Here is a 20,288-nt window from a genome sequence, read left to right as displayed (position 1 = left end):
AATTGGGTGGTGGTTTAGGGCATATTCGTAGACGAATGAGGGAGAGTAATGCAAATTCAGCCAGGGGCGTTGACACTGCAACAGCTACGCCAAGTTAGACAGGGAGTCGACGCAATCGAACTTCCGTTGGCTTCTTGGGAAGTTATCCGGAGCGCCTCTGACACCGTGAACAGGATCGCACAGGATCCGGCTCCTGCATATGGAATCAATACTGGTTTCGGGAGATTGGCGAATACTCAGATTGCGCCCTCTGAACTTGAGCTCCTACAGCGCAATCTCGTCCTATCGCATGCGGTTGGTGTCGGCGAACCACTTACTGACATGGTAGTCCGCATGGTTTTGCTGCTAAAGATCGCAAGCCTTGCACAGGGATTTTCGGGTATAACTGTAGAGCTGATGGAGCTCCTGATCGCCTTCTTGGAAAACGACATCCTACCTGTGATTCCATCTCAGGGATCGGTTGGCGCCTCTGGCGACCTTGCACCGCTCGCTCATCTGGCGGCAACGCTGATTGGAGTTGGCGAAGTCAGGATAGAAGGGAAAACGGTGCCAGCTCTCGAGGGGCTGAGGAGGCTGCATAGGGAACCGGTGGTCCTTAAACCCAAGGAGGGACTTGCGCTTCTCAATGGAACCCAGGTCTCGACTGCCCTTGCGATCGAAGGTCTGTTTGCAATCGATCAGGTCGCCCGATCTGCTATTGTCACCGGAGCACTCTCCGTGGATGCTGCTGCAGGCTCGGTGGTACCTTTTGATCCACGCATCCAGGCTGTCCGAGGACACCCTGGTCAGCAAGCGGTTGCACGAGCGTATCTGAGTCTCCTCAACGGATCTGGGATAACGCAGTGGCATCAGGATTGCGAGAAAGTACAGGATCCTTACAGTCTGCGATGTCAACCGCAGGTCATGGGTAGCGTTTTAGAGGTCCTTGGTTGGTGTGGAGATAGGTTGTTGGTGGAGGCCAATGGAGTTTCCGACAACCCACTTGTGTTTACAGAGAACAACGAGGTACTCTCGGGGGGCAATTTCCATGCCGAGCCCGTAGCAATGGTCTGTGACTTTCTTGCTATCGCAGCGAGCGAAATTGGAGGGCTCGCCGAGCGCCGAATAGCCCTTCTAATAGATGCGACCTTGAGCGGTCTTCCTCCATTTCTGGTTAAAAACGGAGGAGTCAACTCAGGCTTTATGATCGCGCATGTGACAGCAGCATCTCTCGCATCAGAGAATAAGAGTCTTGCCCATCCAGCCTCAGTAGATTCTATCCCAACTTCAGCAAACCAGGAGGATCATGTCTCGATGGCGACGTTTGCAGCACGTCGACTAGCTCCGCTTGCACGCAACGTAGCTACGATCATCGCTATAGAGCTACTCGCAGCAGTTCAGGGGATTGAGCTGCGGGCACCGGTCTCAACCAGCGCGATCCTGAGTGATGTCATTAGTTGTCTACGTGAAGTGGTTCCACACTATGATGTCGACCACTACATGGCACCTGATATTCAGGCAGCCTTGGGACTCGTGGAGGGAGGAGTCATTGGCGGTTTTTGTCCATGCGAGTTCTTGACCGAGCAAGAGTGAGACTGATTCTCCCCTAAATAGGCAGACCGAGCTAACGCTGGCTCGACTTTGTACTCCATCGTTGACACGAATTCGATCGTACCGGGTTCCAACGGATGCTTGCTCGGCGTACTCAGATCACAAATAGTGGTTGCATGAGTACTGATAGTACCTATTTATCAGACGTAATTGACGCCATCCATTGAAACAAAATTGTGGGCGAGCAAACGAATTACATCTAGTAGGTAACGATGTGTAAATATTCGTAAACCCCTCGACGATGGATCACATCGCAGTAGAATTAAGAGCCTAGAGCGCGAAGTCGGCGTCGTGTTGACTGAAAGCCATAGGGCCTTGCCAAGGAGGGTGTCAGTGACTCAGCAGGTCATAGGAAGACCGTTACGAGTTTCGGCTCGAGAGGTTTGGCGAGGAGGCTCGCAGGAGTTAATAGACTGGTTCGTCGATCATCCATCAGCGTTGAACGATATGCTCGACCTCCCGTTCGTGAGCGTTCAGCGAGGACGTGTCAACAGTTCGTACGCTGTTGATCTTCTGGCTGAGGATGCAGAGGGGAGACCGGCGGTTATAGAGGTCAGCCTTAGCCGTAGCGGCAATGCTGGCCTAGGACGTCTGATAACATACGCAAGTGTTTTGCAGGCTGGGACTGCAGTATGGATTGTTGAGGATATTACTGCGGAGCACGTCAGCGCTGTCGGATGGTTAAATAGAAGTGGCATCGCTAATTTCTATCTGATTCAGGTGCAGTGCTTGAAGGGTTCTGACGGTACTGCGACTCATCTTTTAACTCGCATTCTTGGTCCCTCTAACTTAATCCGATCGGCGGAATCGGAGCGCCGCAGCCTGATGGACCATAGCGATCTAAGACTTGCATTTTTTGAGCATCTTGGCTCCCAAAGTTACGCACCAGTCATGGTGCCAGCTACGAAGGGGTCCGCTTCGGTAGTCCATCGGCTCACTCGACTTCCTGGAGTAACCTATAACTTCCTGGTAGAACCCTATGAGTGTGGCGCGGAGATTCGGATTATTGGTACGCGAGAGCGTCGCAACGAGGCGAACCGGATCTTCCAGGCGTTACTGGCTCGTCGAGGTGAACTTGAAGCAGGCCTGGTACCTGATGTGCTTCTATGGGAGTCTTTGAGCCCTGGTAACTTTCGAATAGCAGTAATGATGCCAGGCGGTTACGCGTCGCCTGACGGCGAATGGGATGAGATCCAACTCCAGCTCGTGGAGCTCATGCGAAGGATGCGAATGAACTTCAAGAAGCACCTCCACAGTCTGGCTGATCACTGAGTTCCGCACTCCAGCCGCGTGAAGCGTTCCTGAATTGCTGCGGCCGATACAGCCAGTGAAACAAGATGATCCCAGACCTCATGCTAGCGAATAGAAACGACTATCAGCTTGGCCAGGATTGAGCCTTGGTGCTAGACCACCAGACTTATGTCGGTATGCCTCGACTCAACTCTAACACTGGGCACGCTATTCACGGTTGGGGAAGGTGCAGATACGATATCAACCGATCCGCCGGATCCACGGGACAAAGTAACAGTAAGGCAATGGGCTCTATGGTCGGCTATCAGACAGCGGGAAAATATCAAATGCTGTGACAAGCGGCCAGATACTGCCACAAGCGAGTGTGGTGTCGGAGGCGGGACTTGAACCCGCACGACCTTATCGGTCACTAGGCCCTCAACCTAGCGCGTCTACCTATTCCGCCACTCCGACTCGAGAGAAATCATACTACCAAGGGTGGAGCCAAACGACTCACGCATCTATGAAGTTTTCTGATTGAGAACGTAGCTTCGAATATGCGTTTACCGGATAGCATACTAGAAGGCCACCGAGGTAAGGGGAACGCACGTGCCACTGTTGGAGATCAATGATCTACACACCCACATCCGACTGCGCAAGGGCGAGGTTAGAGCGGTCGATGGTGTGAGTTTTGAAGTCAATGTGGGGGAGACGGTCGGACTGGTAGGCGAGTCCGGTTCGGGCAAGACTATGACTGGCATGTCAGTTCTGGGATTGTTGCCCACGGGCGGTTATATGCCCCGTGGTGAGATCCTTTTCGATGGAGTTGATCTTACAAAGCTTTCACAGAGTCAGATGCGTAAATATCGTGGCAACGACATTGCCATGGTATTCCAAGACCCGATGACATCATTGAACCCAGTCTTGACGATTGGTGATCAGATAGCAGAGACCGCTCGCCTCCATCTAGGGATGAACAAGACTGATGCGGAAGCCCGGGCTATCGAAGTTCTCTCCTTGGTAGGCATGCCGAATCCGAAAGAGCGCCTGACCTATTTTCCACACCAGCTGTCCGGTGGACTACGCCAGCGAGTAATGATAGCTATGGCGTTGACCTGTGATCCAAAGTTGCTTATTCTTGATGAGCCCACCACCGCGTTGGACGTTACGATACAGGCACAGATTCTCGAACTTCTTGAGGACCTGAAAGATCGACTATCGATGGCTATGATTCTCGTTACCCACGACATGGGTGTCATCGCTGGTCGCGCTGACAATGTAGTCGTCATGTACGCAGGTAGGGTAGCCGAACTCGCTCCAGCCAAGGAACTCTTCCAGATGCCTTATCACCCATACACCGAGGCATTACTGGCTTCCATTCCTCCTCTAGAAGGGGCGATTCCTGAGAGGTTGTATTCCATCCCTGGACTGCCGCCAGATCTCAGTACTGATCTGGTTGGCTGTCGGTTCGCGCCCCGATGCCGCTATGTCCAGGATCGCTGCCGTGTCGAGGAGCCACCATTTGAGACTCCCGATGGTTACCCACATCCGTTCACATGTTTTTATCCGGTCTCGGCACCCGATCGAATTCCAGTCAAGATCGTAAGGAGAGATCAGGCTCTTTCTAAGACAGGCCGTGAAGCGATCATCGAACTCGACCATGTTGTCAAGGAGTACCCTGTCACAAAAGGCGCACTGGTGCAACGGAAGATTGGCACGGTAAAAGCGGTGACCGATGTCTCCTTTTCGGTCTACCGAGGCGAGACTTTCGGCATCGTAGGTGAGTCTGGTTGTGGCAAGACAACAACCGGTTCCATGATCGTTGGGCTGGAGGATGTGACTGATGGTGACATCCGTTTCAAGGGCAAGTCGATCATCAAGGACGGAGGCCACTATCTAAAGTCAGTCCGTCGTGATCTCCAACTAATGTTCCAAGACCCGTACGCGTCTTTGGATCCACGAATGCGTGTGAAGGATATCCTCTCAGAGCCACTCACCATTCATCGTATGGGAACTCAGCGCGAACGTGATGTCACCGTAGCTCGCCTGCTTCGAGAGGTTGGACTCTCGCCTACGGCAGCCGACCGCTATCCTCATGAGTTCTCTGGTGGGCAGCGACAGCGCATCGGATTAGCACGAGCGCTCGCGCTCCAACCCGACGTCATCGTCGCCGATGAGCCGGTATCGGCGCTTGACGTGTCGATTCGCTCTCAGGTACTAAATCTGATGAAGGATCTTCAGGCAGAACATGATCTTACCTACATCATTATCTCCCATGATTTGTCTGTCGTTAGATTTATGGCAGACCGCATCGCTGTGATGTATCTCGGAAAGCTTGTCGAGATAGGTACTGAAGCCGATATTTTCCAACGGGCAAAACACCCTTACACGCATATGTTGCTAGATGTCGTGCCCGAGGCTAACCCAGAGGTTGAGCTTGCCAAGGAACATGGTACCGTCCGAGGTGAGATACCTTCTGCGATTACACCACCTTCCGGTTGTCGCTTTCGAACCCGGTGTGCCTATGCGCAGGATCGCTGTGCCGAGGAACTGCCAGATTACACCAAGTTTGGTGACGAGCACTATGCAGCCTGTTTCTTCCCAATGGCAAACGCCCCGCGGTTCGCAGAGGCTGAGGCTGTAAGCTAACGGGCTGCCAGACCGCGTCGCGACCTCCGACGGCAGTCGAATGTGCGTTTTACCTTGCAAATACTCAGATCTAGCTATCGCAGTTGAATGAACATGGACGGCGAGTCGCTCCGATGAGGAGGGCTCAGGTAACCTCGTTATTCTTGGGTCTACTCAGCTTGCCCCCGAGAAGTCTTTGAGATCTTCTACCAGTTCACTATGCCTACCGGCGCGACACCAGGCTCCGGTGATCCTGGCTCGTCCCTTCGCCGCTATTCTGAGTCTTGGCCATGCACTAGACGGTTTGTCAATGGGAAGAGCGTCGAGATCCGGTCTAAGTCACATCGACCGCTGTTATCCCTTCAGGTTGTTCTCGTTCCAGACAGAGACAGGGTAGTGGAGAAGAGAGAGCTCACGAACCATGAACTTGCTTGTCAAGGGATAGATCGAGGGTCTCCGTAACCTTCCCATTGTCACGTTAAGGACGCAGTAAAACGATGAATTGCTAGTGACAGAGTCTGTCCGCAGTGGTCTCCAGCCTCGACTAACAGCCAAGCCAAGTGTCTAACCTGGGAGCTTGCAGAACCCAAGGATTTCACTCCTGACACGGATCTGATACAAACATATCGACATCGCTGATAGAACTCCCTCAAACAAACTCTCGCCGCCAACTTGGGTTGATTCATCGCTAGAGACGTTATTTGCAGCCTAACGTAGTGTCATAGCTGTTATCATCGCACGCCCGACCTATTACCACGGGCCCCCAGAGGCGTTCCGGCGGATCTGAAAGGCAGGGTAATCAAGTAGCCAGCTCGACAATCCCTTCGATTAACCACTCGCAACTAAACTGACAAACCAATACTAGAACAGTTCAAATCTGCGGAGGGTTACGCGCTCACAACCGAATTGGGCGGAAGTTCCCATTAACGATATCCTACAAACACTGCATGCATGGCAGATGATCAAAAGAGCATTGACAACTGTGCGATCCTCTTGTAAATCTCGGGGGGTTCATCTCTGAGTTGGTAACCTCAACTCTTCGCAGGACACGCCTTCGGATCCCACCAGCTCGCAGGCTGTGAGGCATTCCAGAGATTTGTGTTGGCGAGTTGAGTGACACTCTGCAGGTTGCTGCTCCCCGAAGTCGAGGAGGATGAGGAGCTATTACTTGAAGTCGAGGAGGAAGAGGAAGAGGAACTGGAACTCGGTGGGGGCGTGACAGCCACGGTTGAGCCTGTGGTAACTACGACGTCAGCGGATTGGTTGCTTGGGCCCTGTGCCACGATCGCCTGTCCAGTCAACGATGAAAGCACCTTTTCCCCCATCGCTAAGTCACCGGGACGGTAGGAGACCACTGCCTCCGAGTCACTACCCGCATAGGTGGCATTGCCAATGGAGGCGATCTTGTACCCGAGTGTGTGAAGTGCTGAAGCGGTCTGTGCCGCTTCATTGGTTACACCGGAACCGTTCAGCACTGAGACCGTCACAGAGCTCGGCTTGACTGCTTGATAGTTGGTGGCGCTTGACCCCAGGAACTTAGAGATCTGGGTAAGATCGTTGGGCTGATAGGGGAGCACGATAGATCCTGGAGCTTGGTAATTGGAGGGATTGGCAAGGTCGTGGAAGCTTCCATTTGGAATAATTACCGGAAGCGTAGCTGTTGGAATAGCTCCTGGATTGACATGAGAATATGTGAGTGCCAGTGACACTAGGTCGCTCAAAGTAAAACCTTGATCTACCTTAAGGGCCGGGAGAATGGAGCCTAATAGCGCATTGGCGTTGATCGGATTTGAAAGTGCAGATGCCTTGATCTCCGATGCGAGCACGCGTAGAAAGATGTGTGTCCTCTGTATTCGACCGAGGTCACCAGTTCCGTCGTATTGCCACTTCCCGGTTGTCGGATCATAGTAGTAGAGGTGACGAGCGCGTACCAGGGCAAGCGCTTGCGTTCCGTTCAGATGCTGACATCCAGCTTTTGTAATGTTGAGTCCAGAGTAATGGTCTTTGAGAGCAGTTGGAAAATCGATTGTTATACCGCCGAGCGTATTTACCACCTTCTCGAAGGTGTAAAAGTTGAGTTCGACATAGTGGCTAATAGGAATCCCCAAGTCCTGTTGAATAGCCTTTACTAGCATCGTTGGGCCGAACTTGAGGTGCAGATAGGAGTCCTCGGCCGAGTTGAGTGTATCGTCTATACGTAATTCAAGGCCGTTGCCACCTGGCATCGGCAACCAAAGATCGCGTGGTAGCGAGAGCAGGTAGGCCGAATGAGTTGCAGGATCCAGGTGGAGCACCATGGTCACATCGCTACGTCCACCGCCGACCTGTGAACAGGTACCAAAGTGCGAATTTTGCTTCTTATAGAAGCTCGAATACTTCTGGAGAGTACAACGACTATTGTTGCCAACCAAGAGAATGTTCTCCGGCTTGCCACCAGCGGCCTGAACCGTAAGCCCATTGACATTTACACGGCCGATCTGGTTGAAGCGGTAGTGAACGTATAGGTATCCACCAACTCCGAGAATTAGGATCAGAGCCAACAGTCCGGCAAGTACGGTAACGAGTCTACGCCGACGGCGTAACTTGGCAGATCTGACAACCTTCTTTTGATGCTGATGAGTCACAATGCGAACAGGCTAGTAGACATCGTGAGCTTGGACGCAGCGCAGATCTCAGCGCTCCTTAACGCCGTTGCAGACGAACTTCGAGGGCATCACGCATAGCGTCACCGATGAAGTTGAAGGACAACACTGTGAGTACGATCAGGATACCTGCTGGATAGATAAGCCACCAATATCCGTCGTAGATATAGTTAACACCACCAGAGAGCATCGATCCCCAGTCTGCAGCCGGTGGAGCGAGTCCAAAGCCGAGAAATCCCAACGTGGCTAACAAAAGGATGGAGTTGGCGACTGTGAATGTAGCCTGCACCACTACCACGCCAATGGTGTTCGGGATGATATGGCGTACGATGGTTCGAAGTCGCCCACCGCCCATTATCTTCACCGCCCGGACATATTCTCGCGTGCGGAGGCTAAGGGTCTCACCTCGCACCAGGCGCGCTGCTGTTAGCCAGGAGACGATGGATATGGTGATAATAAGCAATAGCACCGTCGGGTGATATATCGTCTCTAGGTACAACAGGATAAAGATCGTAGGGATGGCGAGCATGACGTCGACGATTCGCATGAGAATCGTGTCGACCGCACCGCCGAAGAAGCCAGAGATCGCCCCCCAGAGAGTGCCGATAATGGTAGCGACGAGTGCCGAAATTATACCGATGATCAAGCTATCCTGGCCACCAGTCATTAGCCGGCCAAGTACATCACGACCACTCGGATCGGTTCCAAGCGGATGTCCTGGGCCAGGGGGTAAATTGATGTTATAGGTCGCCACCGTGGTATCGGAATGATAGAACAGTGGCCCTGCGAAGCTGAAGAGCAAGAGGAGCACCAAGATAGTGACCCCCAAGATGCCGAGCTTGTTATCAAAGAAGGAGCGTACAATCAGTCGCCAGGCAGAACCTGATCCACTGACTTCACCTCCCTCTGGCGTAGTTGGCAGATTGGGACCTGCGAAGGGTGCTGCAAATTCGCGCTCGATCTCAGGGTTGAGGTCTTCAGTGATTGACATGTTGCGAAACGTCCTTCCTGTTTAGTAACGTACGCGCGGATCGAGGGCTGCGTATGCGATGTCAGCGAGCAAGTTCCCAAGGACTGTAAAGACCGCGACGATGAGTGTTATCCCCAAAGCTGTTGGATAGTCCTGGCTGGTAAGGGCGGTGATATAGTCCGATCCAATGCCAGGGAAGTTGAAGAGGAACTCGGTGATAAGGCCAGCAGTGAGTACCGCTGGTAGCGTTAACCCAATCAAGGTGACGATTGGGATTAGAGAGTTGCGCAGCATGTGCTTAAAAAGCACCACTCGCTCCGAGAGCCCTTTGGCACGAGCAGTTCTAATGAAATCCTGGGCCAAGGATTCGATGGCAGAAGAACGCATAAACCGCGAGTAACCGGCGAAGTTGACGAGCGCAAGCGTGGCGATCGGCAGTATAAGACCGGTAGGTTGAGCCAAAATCTGTCCAACCGTGGAGCCTTGTGGTGCCTCCGCCGGAAGGAGATGAAAGTACTCGGAGAAGAGAAGGATTAAAAGCTCTCCAAGGAAGAACGTGGGCATTGCATAGAGGACGAACGACAGCCCGGTAACCGCCTGATCAGATGCTTTATTTCGCCGAACTGCCTGGAAAATTCCGATAGGAATTGCGACAACTATAGAGATTAGAAGGGCCACACCAACGAGAAGAAAGGACTTTGGTGCATCGCGCTTCAGGATCGAACCCACGGACTCATTGAGTTTGTAAGAGGTTCCAAGTGTGTGCTGCCAGATGACCTCGTAAAGATAGTGCCATAGTTGGAAGTAGAAAGGTTTGTTCAGATAGTTCTGCACGATAAAAGCATGCACCACCGCCGGCGATGCATGGACGCCAACAATGGCTCGTGCTGGATTCGGCAGTAGCGACTGCAGAATGAACATGATAACCAATACGCCCAACAGGACGATGATCGACTGGATTATTCGACGGATGGTGTAACCAACCATAGCTTCCCCTCTAGCGGCAATTAGTATCGGTAATGCAATGACGACCCTTGTTCCCGGCATAATTGCTGGAGAACAGGGTCGTCATAGTAGATGTTGCAGTTAATTACTTAGTAAAGTACCAGGTCTCAGGTGTGAGATTCAGGTACGGGTTCTGGGTAACTCCACCAAGCTTGCTCGAGATCAACGAGATCGAGTTGTCAGGTGAAGGCTGATAGATAACCGGCAGCTGCTTTACCATGTAGTTCTGGTAAGCATTGAGCGCAGCCTGAGGATTGGAGGACGTATGGGTCGCCGCAATCAAGCTGTTAGCCGTAGAACTCGAGTAGCTTCCGAAGTTCGAACCCGAACCGGCGCCAAAGAGTTCACCACCTGATGGATAGTTGTCCGGGCTGTACTCCCAGCCACCGGCCCAGTTCTCCATCTCCCACTTGCAAGACGCCTGTGAGGATGTACACGGGGCTGCGTTGGTTATCACGGTATTAAAGCTGGCAGAACTCAAGGTGATGTTGATGCCCGCCTGCTTGGCCGCTGAGGCATAGGCATCCATCTCCTGGGTAACCGAGGTATTGCCATTGGCGTACTGAAGGTTGAGGTTGAGCGCCAGACCCCTTGATACACCCGCACCACAGTTAGTTGCACCGGTTCCTGGACTCTCACAGGTCATGACCCCGTTGACCAACTTGAACCCGTGGGAGGTAAGAAGGTTCTTGGCAGCCGTGACCGAGTAGGGGTATGGGTTTGTCTTCGAGTTCGCATCAGCAAACGGGTTCGCTGGTGCCAACGGTACTGGCGAATAACTCGGTACCGCATAACCCTTCAAGAAGCTGGTGATCCAAGCAGGCTGGTCAACGAGGTGCTGGAGAGCCTGGCGGAAGTAGAGTTGCTTGAACAGAGGCCCATAGGTCGGGTTGTTGTAGTTCTCTACCCAGTAGTCAAAGCCAAGGTCGATCCAAGGATTAACCTTGTAGCCAATCGACTCTACGTAGGACTTCTGCGAGAGGTCGGTGACCGGCAGATAGCCATAGGTGATCGCGTTATTGCCAGCGCGAAGGACGTTGAACTCAGCCGAAGTCGAGGTGAACGGCAGCTCAACAAACTGAGAGAGCGATGGCTTGACCGGACCTGAATAGCTGGCATTTGGAACAAAGACAGCTTTACCAGCGGTAGTGAAGCTCTTCAGTTTCCATGGACCATCTACCACCGACCAGATCGGGCTCGTCGCATAGGTTGAGAGGTCACCCGCCTGTGCGTTCAGGAACTTATAGACAGACACGGCACCAGCTGTGGTGGTGTCTGGTAGATTCGCAGCCGTCGGGCTTGGTGCTGGCTGGCTCAGCGAGGTACGATCCCATGCGATTGGCAGAGGGGTGATCTGACTCAACTCGTTATAGGTGAACCAGGTTGGGCTGTAGGACTTATTCAGCTGGAAGACCACAGTCGAGGCGTTCGGTGCCGAATAGGAGACGACGTTGTCCGGGAAGGCACCAGGAACATAGGCTGCCCAGGCGGACTTGTTCGCCTTGAGTAGATTCATCCAGAAGATGACATCGCGCGAGGTTACCGACTCACCATTAGACCACTTGTACTTCTTTAGAGTAATCGTAACCGTCTTGTTGTTATTTGAATAGACCGGAGTATTGGCCAACGACAGGCTCGTGTTGAGCTCAGCCTTGTTGCCAACACCAAAGAAGTAGAGCGGACGATACATCAAGATCTGGAACCGAGCTAGGTTGTCAACCGAAAAGTTGGTGCTTGGTGTCAGCGGGAAGATGTAGTTTGGGCTAGCCCCCGGGCCTTCGGCGAAGTAGGCCGTTCCACCCTTGACCTTAGTGGTCGCGGTCGATGTGCTTGTGCTGCTTGACTTCGTAGTGGACGAACTCGAGCCACAGGCTGCAAGCAACATTGCTGCCGCAGCGGTGGTCCCTATAATTGCGGCGGTCCTCCGCCTTGACGTTTTCTTCATTGGTTCCCCAATTCCTCCCATGTATCTCGTTCCCTTGCACTACTTCGTGCAGGGGTCGAAGTTATGTTACGCTATCTGTGCATGAAATACGCCACTCATACCCGGGGTTCTTTGAGATTTCACACAAAACTTTTGCATTTTGGTCATCCTAAGAGATTGATTATGCAATCTTTCTGCTGATTTTCATACTAATGTATAAATACGGAAGGCATGAACTTAAGCAAATCTTAAGCAATTTTTCAGAAAAGGCAAAGTTTGAGATTCGATCGAAGGGACCGTGGTGCGGTAACGCTCGCACTATCGATAGCCGCAACCACTATCACGACGCTGCCAGTGTTCCTCACTGGCGCACTGGCGGTTGTCATCCGGCGCCATCTTGGATTGAGCTCTAGCGAGCTCGGTCTCTTGGTCGCCGGGTTCTTCGCTGCGGCAGTTCCAAGTTCTTTATTTATCGCACCTAGGGTGGCTGGAATCGGAGCTGAGCGCATTATGCGGCTATCTGGGGTTGCGGCAACGTTAGCACTTGTCGCCATCGCGAGCGTAGGCGGGTCGTTCACGGTAATTCTCGTTGCGCTAATCGTGGGAGGGGTTGCCAATGGAGCAATGCAACCGGCGGTGAATCTCTACTTGACGAGCCGTGTTCACTTGGCGCGCCAAGGGTTCGCCTTTGGTGTGAAGCAGGCGGCTATTCCGGTCTCTACTCTGCTAGCCGGCATGTCGGTTCCACTTGTTGCGCTCGCGTTTGGTTGGAGATACGCATATGTTGGCGCTGCGGGCATCGCCCTTGTAGTCACGCTGTTGCTCCCAAAATACCGGCAAGTAGATGCGACTGCCGGGCCACGATCTGTGAAGACAACCGTGGTACTAAAGCCGCTGATCTTTTTAGCAGTCGGTATTGGGCTCGGGGCCGGAGCCGCAAACGGTCTTGGAGCCTTCTTCATCAGCTCCACCGTTCATATCGGGGTAGCCGCCGGAACGGCGGGCTATATGGCGTCGATTGGTAGTTTGGCCTCCCTTATCACTCGAGTAGCTTCGGGCTATTTTGCCGATCGACGCAGCGGTAACCATTTTGTTGTAGTCGCCATCATGCTATCGCTTGGTGCGCTTGGTTACATTCTTCTAAGCTTCGGGTTTAGGCCACTCATTGTGGTCGCCGCAGTGCTCGCCTACGCCGCAGGATGGGGATGGAACGGTGTCTTCAACTATGCCGTTGCTCTTACTCACCCGGAGGCGACGGGGCACGCCACCGGGATCACACAAGCTGGAGCGTTCGCCGGATCGGTCTTTGGACCTCTGGCATTTGGCCTTATCGTCGATCACCTAGGGTATCCGAGCGCTTGGCGGTTTGCAGCGATCTTGGTCATCTTCGCCGCCTTAGCCGTCATGAGAGGACGATCGTTGCTCCTGCGAGAGATAGCTCAACGTGAAGGCTGACCGGAGTGATCTGCTCTTAGTGAGTCCTTAGTTAAAGGTATCACCGAAGCATCGGCGTGAGGCCAATAATAAGTTCCGTCAGTTGATGCTGCCTCCGACGGAGGATATCGGCCTTGACAACATATCCGATGCCAGCGCCTACGAGGGCGCCAGCTCCTACATCTGTGGGCCAGTGCACGCCCGAATAGATCCTTGAACCCAGGACACCCAAGGTAAGCGGGCGAAATATAGATGACAATCCAGCAGGTTTGGAGCCTAGCCCGACGACAAAGGCGGTAGCGCCTGCGGAGTGAGTAGAGGGGAATGAGTGAGATGGCCGGTGGTCAATTAGACCGGTGATAGACACATCCGAGACCGCGAATGGGCGGGTGCGTGGTACTAGCTGAGAGACAACTCTGGCGGTCAATACAGCCGTGCCTCCAGCGATTACCGAACGCACAATCATAGAGCGACTCTCCACGTCATCTGGATCGAGCGCGTACCATGCTCCGATAAATCCCAACGCGTAGAGATGTGGCGCGTAGTTGGCCAGATAGGTGGCCAACTGATCGAGAGGTGGCCAGCTGTCGTGGCTATTGGCCATCATCGCGATGATTTTTAGGTCTAGATCAGTGAGCCTCTGACGTAGGCTTCGGTATCTGGCTGGGGTGTTCATCACGACAACCACGATAATCAGCTATTAGTCAATACTGAACCTGGACCGCGTCTGAGTCAGGAGCGCCTTCAACTCCAGGAAGATCAGCGATCGATGCACTCAAAAATAGAAGCTCGCCAGGCTTGCGATGCCGTTTTACACACTGTATATTTAGATTTCGACCGATACGGCGTCGATGAACACAGAGGTGCACTCGCCAGGGCTTGACTATAGAGAACGATCGATGAACACGGGACCGGTTGCTATCTACTCGCCGTGGATCGCGACTCGACAATCACACTTATCGTCGCATTCGGTAGTGGGGGCGAGCCTTATAGGTATTACAAGCCAGCAGGCCCAGCGATGTAGAGCCAGCTAGTGGTCTGTCCACTCCGGAGCCCGTTTTTCCAGGAAAGCCGCCATCCCTTCTTGAGCATCGTGGGTCTGCGAGGCACCCGCCATGGCGGCAATCGCAACCGAGTACGCATCGGCAATCGGAAGATCCAACTGGTTATAGAGGGAGTGCTTCCCAAGTGCCTTGGAGTAGCGCGAACCGCGCGTTGCGCGTTCAAGCAGGTCCATAGTCGCCTCATCTAGTTGATCTTGCTCTACCACTCGATTAATCAAACCCCAAGAGAGCGCGGTAAAAGCGTCGATGGTGTCACCCGTCATGGCCATCTCTGCTGCGCGTTTGCGCCCGATTGAATGGCCGATGGCAACCATAGGAGTGTGGCAAAACCATCCACCCTTACCACCTGGTGCTGCAAAGCCTGCGCTGGATGAAGCCACGGCTAAGTCGCAGCTGGCAACTAGCTGAGCCCCAGCCGCGGTCGCGAGCCCATTGACACGGGCTATCACCGGTTGCGCTAGGTCGGCGATCGTGAGCATGAGGCGGGTGCAGGTATGAAGTAGTCGATCCATGTAGGCATAGTCCTGTCCTGCCATCTCGGAGAAGTCGTGGCCCGCGGAGAAAACAGGTCCATTCGCCGCCAGGATTATGCCTCGGACCTCCGACTTGCCGGCCTCAGTGAACGCATCTAACAGCTCCTCCATGTGTGCTAGCGAGAGTGCGTTCCTCTTAGCTGGTCTGTCCATAGTGATGACCGTAAAATCACGGTCGCTATGAACCTGAACGTATCTATATGATGCCATATGAGAGCCCCCCTTTCTGGCTAATCTACTCGATTCGAACGTAGATCTGCGGCTGAATAACTCCACTCGATTGTCGGTTACACTCGGACTATGGACGATCGCCTCAACCAGTCACGAGGGCGTTGTCGGCGACTCATTCCAGGAGCTGAGTCTCGTGGCTAGACAACGCCTAGATATCGCCATGCAAAAGCGGGGCCTAGTGCGATCTCGAGCTCAAGCTGAACTCCTGATTGATGATCAACAAGTGCTCGTAAACGGTTCTTTGGCCGTCAAGCCCGCACGTCTCGTTGCCAACACCGATGCGATCGAGCTCCTAAGAACGCGAGACTGGCGCCCGCGCGGCTATGACAAACTCGATGGAGCGCTGAGCGACTGCGACATCAGACCAGCAGACATGACCTGCCTCGATGTCGGATCCTCCACAGGGGGCTTTGTTAAAGCTCTGCTCGATAGGGGCGCAAGATCCGTGATCGCCGTCGATGTTGGTACTGGACAGCTCGACGCGCAACTACGCAAGGATGCTCGTGTCTCCGTCCACGAGCAGACTGATATTCGAGGGTTCCTATGGCCACTCTCAAATCCACCCGATCTGGTGACGGTCGATGTCTCCTTCATCTCGGTGACTAAAATTGCGACAAGTTTGCGGTTACTTTCAGGGGCGGAGACGCAACTCTTGCTTCTCATCAAGCCGCAGTTCGAGGTGGATCGAGAGGTGGCATCTAGACACAGAGGGGTGATTCGAGACGCTGACCTCCATGCAGGCGTGTTAGAGGCTGTTCTCGACGACCTTGCAGACCATGGACTCTTTCCTCAACAGCTAGTGCGATCGAGGAGAAAGGGGTCGAAGGGCAATCAGGAATTTTTTGTCCATCTTTTCCCAGCTTCTCGATATTCAATCTCTAAACAAGATTCATCTTACAAGCGTCTTATCGCCGATGTGCTGGGAACGAACTAGGCTCTCGTTGTAATGATGACCTTGGGATTTGTGCTACACCCCGCCCATTCCGAGAGTACCACTCTCTTCCTCGAGGCAAAGAGTTATCTGGAGGCCAATGGTTGCCAGAGTGTTCAACTCCTGGCGGAGGAGAAATCGACCTCTATTTGGACTGGCGAGCACCACTGGCAGGCGGGCCCCGACGACCCCGTCGTTGATGCGGTCGTCTGCCTCGGGGGCGACGGAACGATGCTGCGCGCGATGGCATCTGCACATCGCCAAGGCGTTCCTGCACTCGGGGTCAACCTGGGCCAGCTAGGTTACCTTACCGAAGTCGAACCTGCCGATATGATCACAGCTCTTGGTTCCATCCTCGCCGGGGAGTTCAGCGTTGAGGAACGGCTAGCGCTTGTGGCTCGATTTCAGGTGGGAGATGGGATTCAGAGCGTCATCGCATTCAACGAAGTCGTGGTGGAGCGGCAAGTCTCTGGACATGTGATACGTGGAGATGTGAGTCTGGGTGGTCAACGTTTTCTGCGCTACGAGGCTGACGGTCTCATCATCGCAACACCGACGGGGTCTACTGCCTACAATCTGTCGGCACGCGGCCCGATTGTTGCTCCACAATTACAGGCCATCATATTGACTCCACTATCTCCCCACATGCTCTTTGACCGTTCGCTTGTACTTGCTATTGACCAGGAAGTTGGCTTTCATCTTGATCGTGGGCCCAACGCATCTGTGATGGTAGATGGTCAGGTGGTCCATTCATTGATGCCGCCGGACTCAGTCACGATTAGCGCACACCCCAAACCTGTGCGTCTTATCCGAGTTGCTGACGTACCCTTCTACGACATCGTTAAACGAAAGTTCCGACTAAACGAACCTCAGAGTAGCGCTGGAGAGACCTACGGTGCTTGAATCGCTGATCGTCGAGAATCTGGGTGTGATTGAATATGCCGAACTAGAGTTTCAGACTGGATTGGTGGTAATCACGGGCGAGACAGGGGCAGGTAAAACCCTACTGACAACCGCGCTCGGCCTTCTCCTTGGTGCACGCGGCTCCCCGGAACTGATCGGCCCCCACGGCGACAGAGCACGGGTAGCAGCTCAACTTGACCCAGACGGCACACAGGTGCTGCTACGCCGAGAACTTACCAACACAGGCAGAAATCAGGTGCGTATAGACAGAGAGGCGGTAACGCTTGCTGAACTCAGTGAGCGAACCGCCCACGAGGTTGAGATCTTTGGGCAGCATCTTGCGGCCACGCTCACTCAGCCGTCGGCGCAGCTTCTCATCCTAGATAAATTCGGCTCAATCGACGATAGCCTGCTTCGTGAGTTGCGGGCAGAGGCCACAAGGCTTGAGGCGGAGCTCGCCGAGTTACGCACCCGTGGCAACGACCGCATGCGTCGGCTCGAGTTCGTCAACTACGAACTTGGAGTACTCCGCGATGCCAAGCTTGAGGATCCGGAGGAGGATGAGAAAATTGAGGAACGGATTGCACGCCTTGCATTGACGCGTGATCGTCAGCAGTTCTTATCCGCCCTCCACGATCTACTTGTCGGAGAGGCCGGGATTACCGATGAGGTCGGCAAACTCAACTCACAGGCCAAGGAGCTTATGCCAGAGTTCAGCAACCGACTTGTGGCGCTGATGGATGAACTCGATGACCTGGCCCATGACAGTCGGATTGCGTTGGAGAACGAGTTCGAGGATCCGCAAGCGCTGGCTGAACTCGAAGACAGACTTGGTGTATTGGTGGCGATGAAGCGACGTTTTGGTGGCACTCTCCACGACGTGCTACAGACACAGTCCAGCCTTGAGCTAGAACGTTCTGACTTAGAGGATTCCGAAAGTTCCGAGGCCGAAATCATAGCCAAACTCACCTCCTTGGCTCCACAGATTGAGGTGGCGCTTCATGACCTTCGCAGCGCACGCCATCGAGCCGCAGAGGACTTAGTTGGTAAGGTTGAGGCGATGCTGACCGAGGTGGCCCTCGTCGGTGCTCAGTGCAGGATTACTTTTGATGATCCCGACCGTATAGTTCCAACTTTCCTCTTTACCGCGAACCCCGGTATTCCTCCTATGCCGCTTGGGAAGGTGGCATCGGGCGGTGAACTTTCGCGTCTGATGCTTGCTATCGCTAGGGTGGCAGGAGCATCAACTCCGACGCTTATCTTCGACGAGATCGATGCTGGCATCGGCGGTTCCACAGGGCTACGCATAGCTGAGGTTCTCCGCTCTATGGCGGGCCGTCATCAAGTGCTGGTAGTGACACACCTAGCTCAGATTGCCGCAGCTGCAGATCAGCATGTCGTGGTCACAAAATCGACCACAACCGATCAGGTTGCTACATCACTCCAGGTTGTGACCGGGTCCGAACGCGTGCGCGAGATCGCCCGCATGCTCTCGGGCCACGCTGACTCGCCCCAAGCTCAAGAACATGCGAAAGATCTAATCGCACGATTCGCCGACCGAAGTGACGTATACTGAATCGGAAGGGAGCGCGGGGTTGACTAAGCATATTTTTGTCACGGGCGGCGTTGCAAGCTCGTTAGGGAAGGGCATTACTGCATCGTCGATCGGTCGCCTTTTGAAGGCACGGGGACTTCGAGTCACGATGCAAAAGCTTGACCCCTACATCAACGTTGATCCTGGCACTATGAACCCATTCGAGCATGGAGAAGTTTTCGTCACTGCAGACGGAGCGGAGACCGACCTCGATCTAGGTCATTATGAGCGTTTTGTCGATATTCAACTTCGTCGAGGGTCCTCCGTCACAACTGGCGCAATCTACAAAACGGTGATTGAGCGAGAGCGCCACGGTGATTATCTAGGCAAGACGGTACAGGTTATCCCGCACATCACCGACGAGATCAAAACCCGTATCCGAGCACTCGCCACCGACGATACCGATGTGGTGATAACCGAGATCGGTGGCACCGTCGGCGACATAGAAATTTTGCCATTTCTCGAGGCGATTCGACAGCTCCGCAACGAGATCGGACGCGACCATGCTTGTTTCGTTCATCTAACTTTGGTACCGCATATCGGCCCGTCGCAGGAGGAAAAGACAAAGCCGACCCAGCATTCGGTCGCCGAACTACGCTCTCGCGGAATCCAGCCAGACATTATCGTGTGCCGCTCCGATCGACCGATGTCCGCTTCGGTTAGACAGAAGATCTCCATGTTTTGCGATGTTCCCGAGCGCGGCGTCGTAACCGCCATAGATACCGATAACTTGCTCGCCGTCCCCTTAGTCTTGCACGACCAAGAACTCGATGACTATCTTGTCGAGTTACTTCGCCTAGGCGGCCCCGAGGAACCTGAGCTTGGAGAGTGGAGAGATCTCGCGCGCCGGGCGGCGTCCCCACTCCGCGAGGTGCGAATCGGTATCATCGGTAAATACGTTGACCATGCTGACGCCTATCTCTCCGTGGTTGAGGCACTTCGCCACGGTGGTCTTCATCATGACGCGAAAGTGGCAATTGAATGGATCTCAGCCGAAGAGGTAACGCCGATGATGGCGGATTCATTTTTTGATGGTATCGATGGAGTCGTGATTCCCGGTGGCTTTGGTGCTCGTGGCATCGATGGAAAGATCAGCGCAGCGATGGTCACGCGAGAGCGCGGCATTCCCTGCCTCGGTATTTGCCTTGGTCTCCAGGTGATGGTAGTGGACATCGCTCGTCACCTTGGTGATATGACCGATGCCCACTCGACCGAGTTTGACAGTGATACCAGTTTTCCAGTGATTGATCTCATGGACGATCAACGCGAACTCACCGATCTCGGCGGCACTATGCGCCTAGGAACTTATCCAGCAAGGCTGGAGGCGGGCTCGCTAGTGCACGAGCTATACAACTCAGAGGTGGTCTACGAGCGCCATCGTCACCGATTTGAGGTCAACCAACGCTTCCATGGCCGCTTGCGTAACGCTGGTCTAAGCCTCTCTGGCTTCTCACCCGATGGACGTCTGGTGGAGTTCATCGAACTATCGGGACACCCGTTCTGGGTGGGAACCCAAGCACACCCGGAGTTCCAATCCCGGCCCAATCGACCGCACCCATTGTTTCTAGGGCTCGTAGGGTCGGCTCTAGAGTTTGCCAAGGAGCATTGA

14 protein-coding genes and 1 tRNA gene are annotated in these 20,288 nt (G+C 53.8%); 8 read left to right on the top strand and 7 right to left on the bottom strand.

Features of this window, described 5'->3' with window-relative positions:
- Positions 1 to 48: 48 nt before the first annotated feature.
- Together hutH and FEAC_RS01760 are read left to right on the top strand one after the other, a co-directional pair.
- Positions 49 to 1,572 (top strand): histidine ammonia-lyase, encoded by a 1,524-nt coding sequence (gene hutH / locus FEAC_RS01765; protein WP_035388415.1) that lies wholly within the window; start codon positions 49 to 51, stop codon positions 1,570 to 1,572.
- Positions 1,573 to 1,923: 351 nt separating this feature from the next.
- A complete protein-coding gene (locus tag FEAC_RS01760) occupies positions 1,924 to 2,862 on the top strand; it encodes a hypothetical protein (protein ID WP_035388414.1) in 939 nt (312 codons plus the stop codon).
- Positions 2,863 to 3,206: 344 nt separating this feature from the next.
- On the opposite strand, the gene FEAC_RS01755 is transcribed toward FEAC_RS01760, so the two are convergent.
- A tRNA-Leu gene (locus tag FEAC_RS01755) sits at positions 3,207 to 3,294 on the bottom strand.
- 135 nt (positions 3,295 to 3,429) lie between these two features.
- Between FEAC_RS01755 and FEAC_RS01750 the strand changes: the two genes are divergently transcribed.
- Positions 3,430 to 5,469 carry an ABC transporter ATP-binding protein gene (locus FEAC_RS01750; protein WP_052565220.1) on the top strand — a complete coding sequence of 680 codons (2,040 nt, stop codon included), beginning with the start codon at positions 3,430 to 3,432 and terminating at the stop codon, positions 5,467 to 5,469.
- Between the two features lie 1,010 nt (positions 5,470 to 6,479).
- Here FEAC_RS01750 and FEAC_RS01745 read toward each other — a convergent pair.
- From FEAC_RS01745 to FEAC_RS01730, 4 genes are all read right to left on the bottom strand, one after another.
- Positions 6,480 to 8,072 (bottom strand): LCP family protein, encoded by a 1,593-nt coding sequence (locus FEAC_RS01745; RefSeq protein ID WP_035388412.1) that lies wholly within the window; start codon positions 8,070 to 8,072, stop codon positions 6,480 to 6,482.
- Between the two features lie 58 nt (positions 8,073 to 8,130).
- Positions 8,131 to 9,081 (bottom strand): ABC transporter permease, encoded by a 951-nt coding sequence (locus tag FEAC_RS01740; protein WP_082055609.1) that lies wholly within the window; start codon positions 9,079 to 9,081, stop codon positions 8,131 to 8,133.
- Between the two features lie 21 nt (positions 9,082 to 9,102).
- The gene (locus FEAC_RS01735; RefSeq protein ID WP_035388409.1) at positions 9,103 to 10,047 is read right to left on the bottom strand and encodes an ABC transporter permease; all 945 of its coding nucleotides are present in this window, start codon (positions 10,045 to 10,047) and stop codon (positions 9,103 to 9,105) included.
- Between the two features lie 103 nt (positions 10,048 to 10,150).
- Complete coding sequence (locus tag FEAC_RS01730) at positions 10,151 to 12,010, bottom strand: ABC transporter substrate-binding protein (protein ID WP_081900953.1); 1,860 nt, start codon at positions 12,008 to 12,010, stop codon at positions 10,151 to 10,153.
- A gap of 255 nt (positions 12,011 to 12,265) precedes the next feature.
- Here FEAC_RS01730 and FEAC_RS01725 point away from each other — a divergent pair, with 255 nt between their 5' ends.
- Positions 12,266 to 13,444 carry an MFS transporter gene (locus tag FEAC_RS01725; protein ID WP_052565217.1) on the top strand — a complete coding sequence of 393 codons (1,179 nt, stop codon included), beginning with the start codon at positions 12,266 to 12,268 and terminating at the stop codon, positions 13,442 to 13,444.
- Between the two features lie 40 nt (positions 13,445 to 13,484).
- Here FEAC_RS01725 and FEAC_RS01720 read toward each other — a convergent pair whose 3' ends face one another.
- Both FEAC_RS01720 and FEAC_RS01715 read right to left on the bottom strand, forming a co-directional pair.
- Positions 13,485 to 14,111, bottom strand: coding sequence for a phosphatase PAP2 family protein (locus FEAC_RS01720; RefSeq protein WP_152623017.1), 627 nt, complete (start codon positions 14,109 to 14,111; stop codon positions 13,485 to 13,487).
- A 342-nt stretch (positions 14,112 to 14,453) separates the two neighbouring features.
- Positions 14,454 to 15,230 (bottom strand): enoyl-CoA hydratase-related protein, encoded by a 777-nt coding sequence (locus FEAC_RS01715; RefSeq protein ID WP_035388405.1) that lies wholly within the window; start codon positions 15,228 to 15,230, stop codon positions 14,454 to 14,456.
- A gap of 154 nt (positions 15,231 to 15,384) precedes the next feature.
- On the opposite strand from FEAC_RS01715, the gene FEAC_RS01710 reads away from it, so the two are divergent.
- Genes FEAC_RS01710 through FEAC_RS01695 form a run of 4 tightly spaced genes read left to right on the top strand, consistent with a single transcriptional unit; the run spans position 15,385 to position 20,288 of the window.
- Positions 15,385 to 16,185: a TlyA family RNA methyltransferase gene (locus tag FEAC_RS01710; RefSeq protein WP_152623016.1), complete on the top strand. Its 801-nt coding sequence runs from the start codon at positions 15,385 to 15,387 to the stop codon at positions 16,183 to 16,185.
- 12 nt (positions 16,186 to 16,197) lie between these two features.
- Entirely contained in the window at positions 16,198 to 17,085 is an 888-nt protein-coding gene (locus FEAC_RS01705) for an NAD(+)/NADH kinase (RefSeq protein WP_052565213.1), read from the top strand.
- Entirely contained in the window at positions 17,078 to 18,661 is a 1,584-nt protein-coding gene (locus FEAC_RS01700) for a DNA repair protein RecN (RefSeq protein ID WP_035388403.1), read from the top strand. The genes FEAC_RS01705 and FEAC_RS01700 overlap by 8 nt, the downstream gene beginning before the upstream one ends.
- Before the next feature lie 19 nt (positions 18,662 to 18,680).
- The gene (locus tag FEAC_RS01695; RefSeq protein ID WP_035388401.1) at positions 18,681 to 20,288 is read left to right on the top strand and encodes a CTP synthase; all 1,608 of its coding nucleotides are present in this window, start codon (positions 18,681 to 18,683) and stop codon (positions 20,286 to 20,288) included.

The organism is Ferrimicrobium acidiphilum DSM 19497 (assembly GCF_000949255.1).
Classification (GTDB): domain Bacteria; phylum Actinomycetota; class Acidimicrobiia; order Acidimicrobiales; family Acidimicrobiaceae; genus Ferrimicrobium; species Ferrimicrobium acidiphilum.
This window is presented reverse-complemented; position numbering and strand designations above follow the sequence as displayed.

What these genes read in the sequence shown, in the direction of transcription:
- FEAC_RS01705 (WP_052565213.1), top strand. Translation starts at nt 16,198, where the DNA reads ATGATGACCTTGGGATTTGTGCTACACCCCGCCCATTCCGAGAGTACC.
- FEAC_RS01735 (WP_035388409.1), bottom strand. Translation starts at nt 10,047, where the DNA reads ATGGTTGGTTACACCATCCGTCGAATAATCCAGTCGATCATCGTCCTG.
- FEAC_RS01715 (WP_035388405.1), bottom strand. Translation starts at nt 15,230, where the DNA reads ATGGCATCATATAGATACGTTCAGGTTCATAGCGACCGTGATTTTACG.
- hutH (WP_035388415.1), top strand. Translation starts at nt 49, where the DNA reads ATGCAAATTCAGCCAGGGGCGTTGACACTGCAACAGCTACGCCAAGTT.
- FEAC_RS01740 (WP_082055609.1), bottom strand. Translation starts at nt 9,081, where the DNA reads ATGTCAATCACTGAAGACCTCAACCCTGAGATCGAGCGCGAATTTGCA.
- FEAC_RS01730 (WP_081900953.1), bottom strand. Translation starts at nt 12,010, where the DNA reads ATGAAGAAAACGTCAAGGCGGAGGACCGCCGCAATTATAGGGACCACC.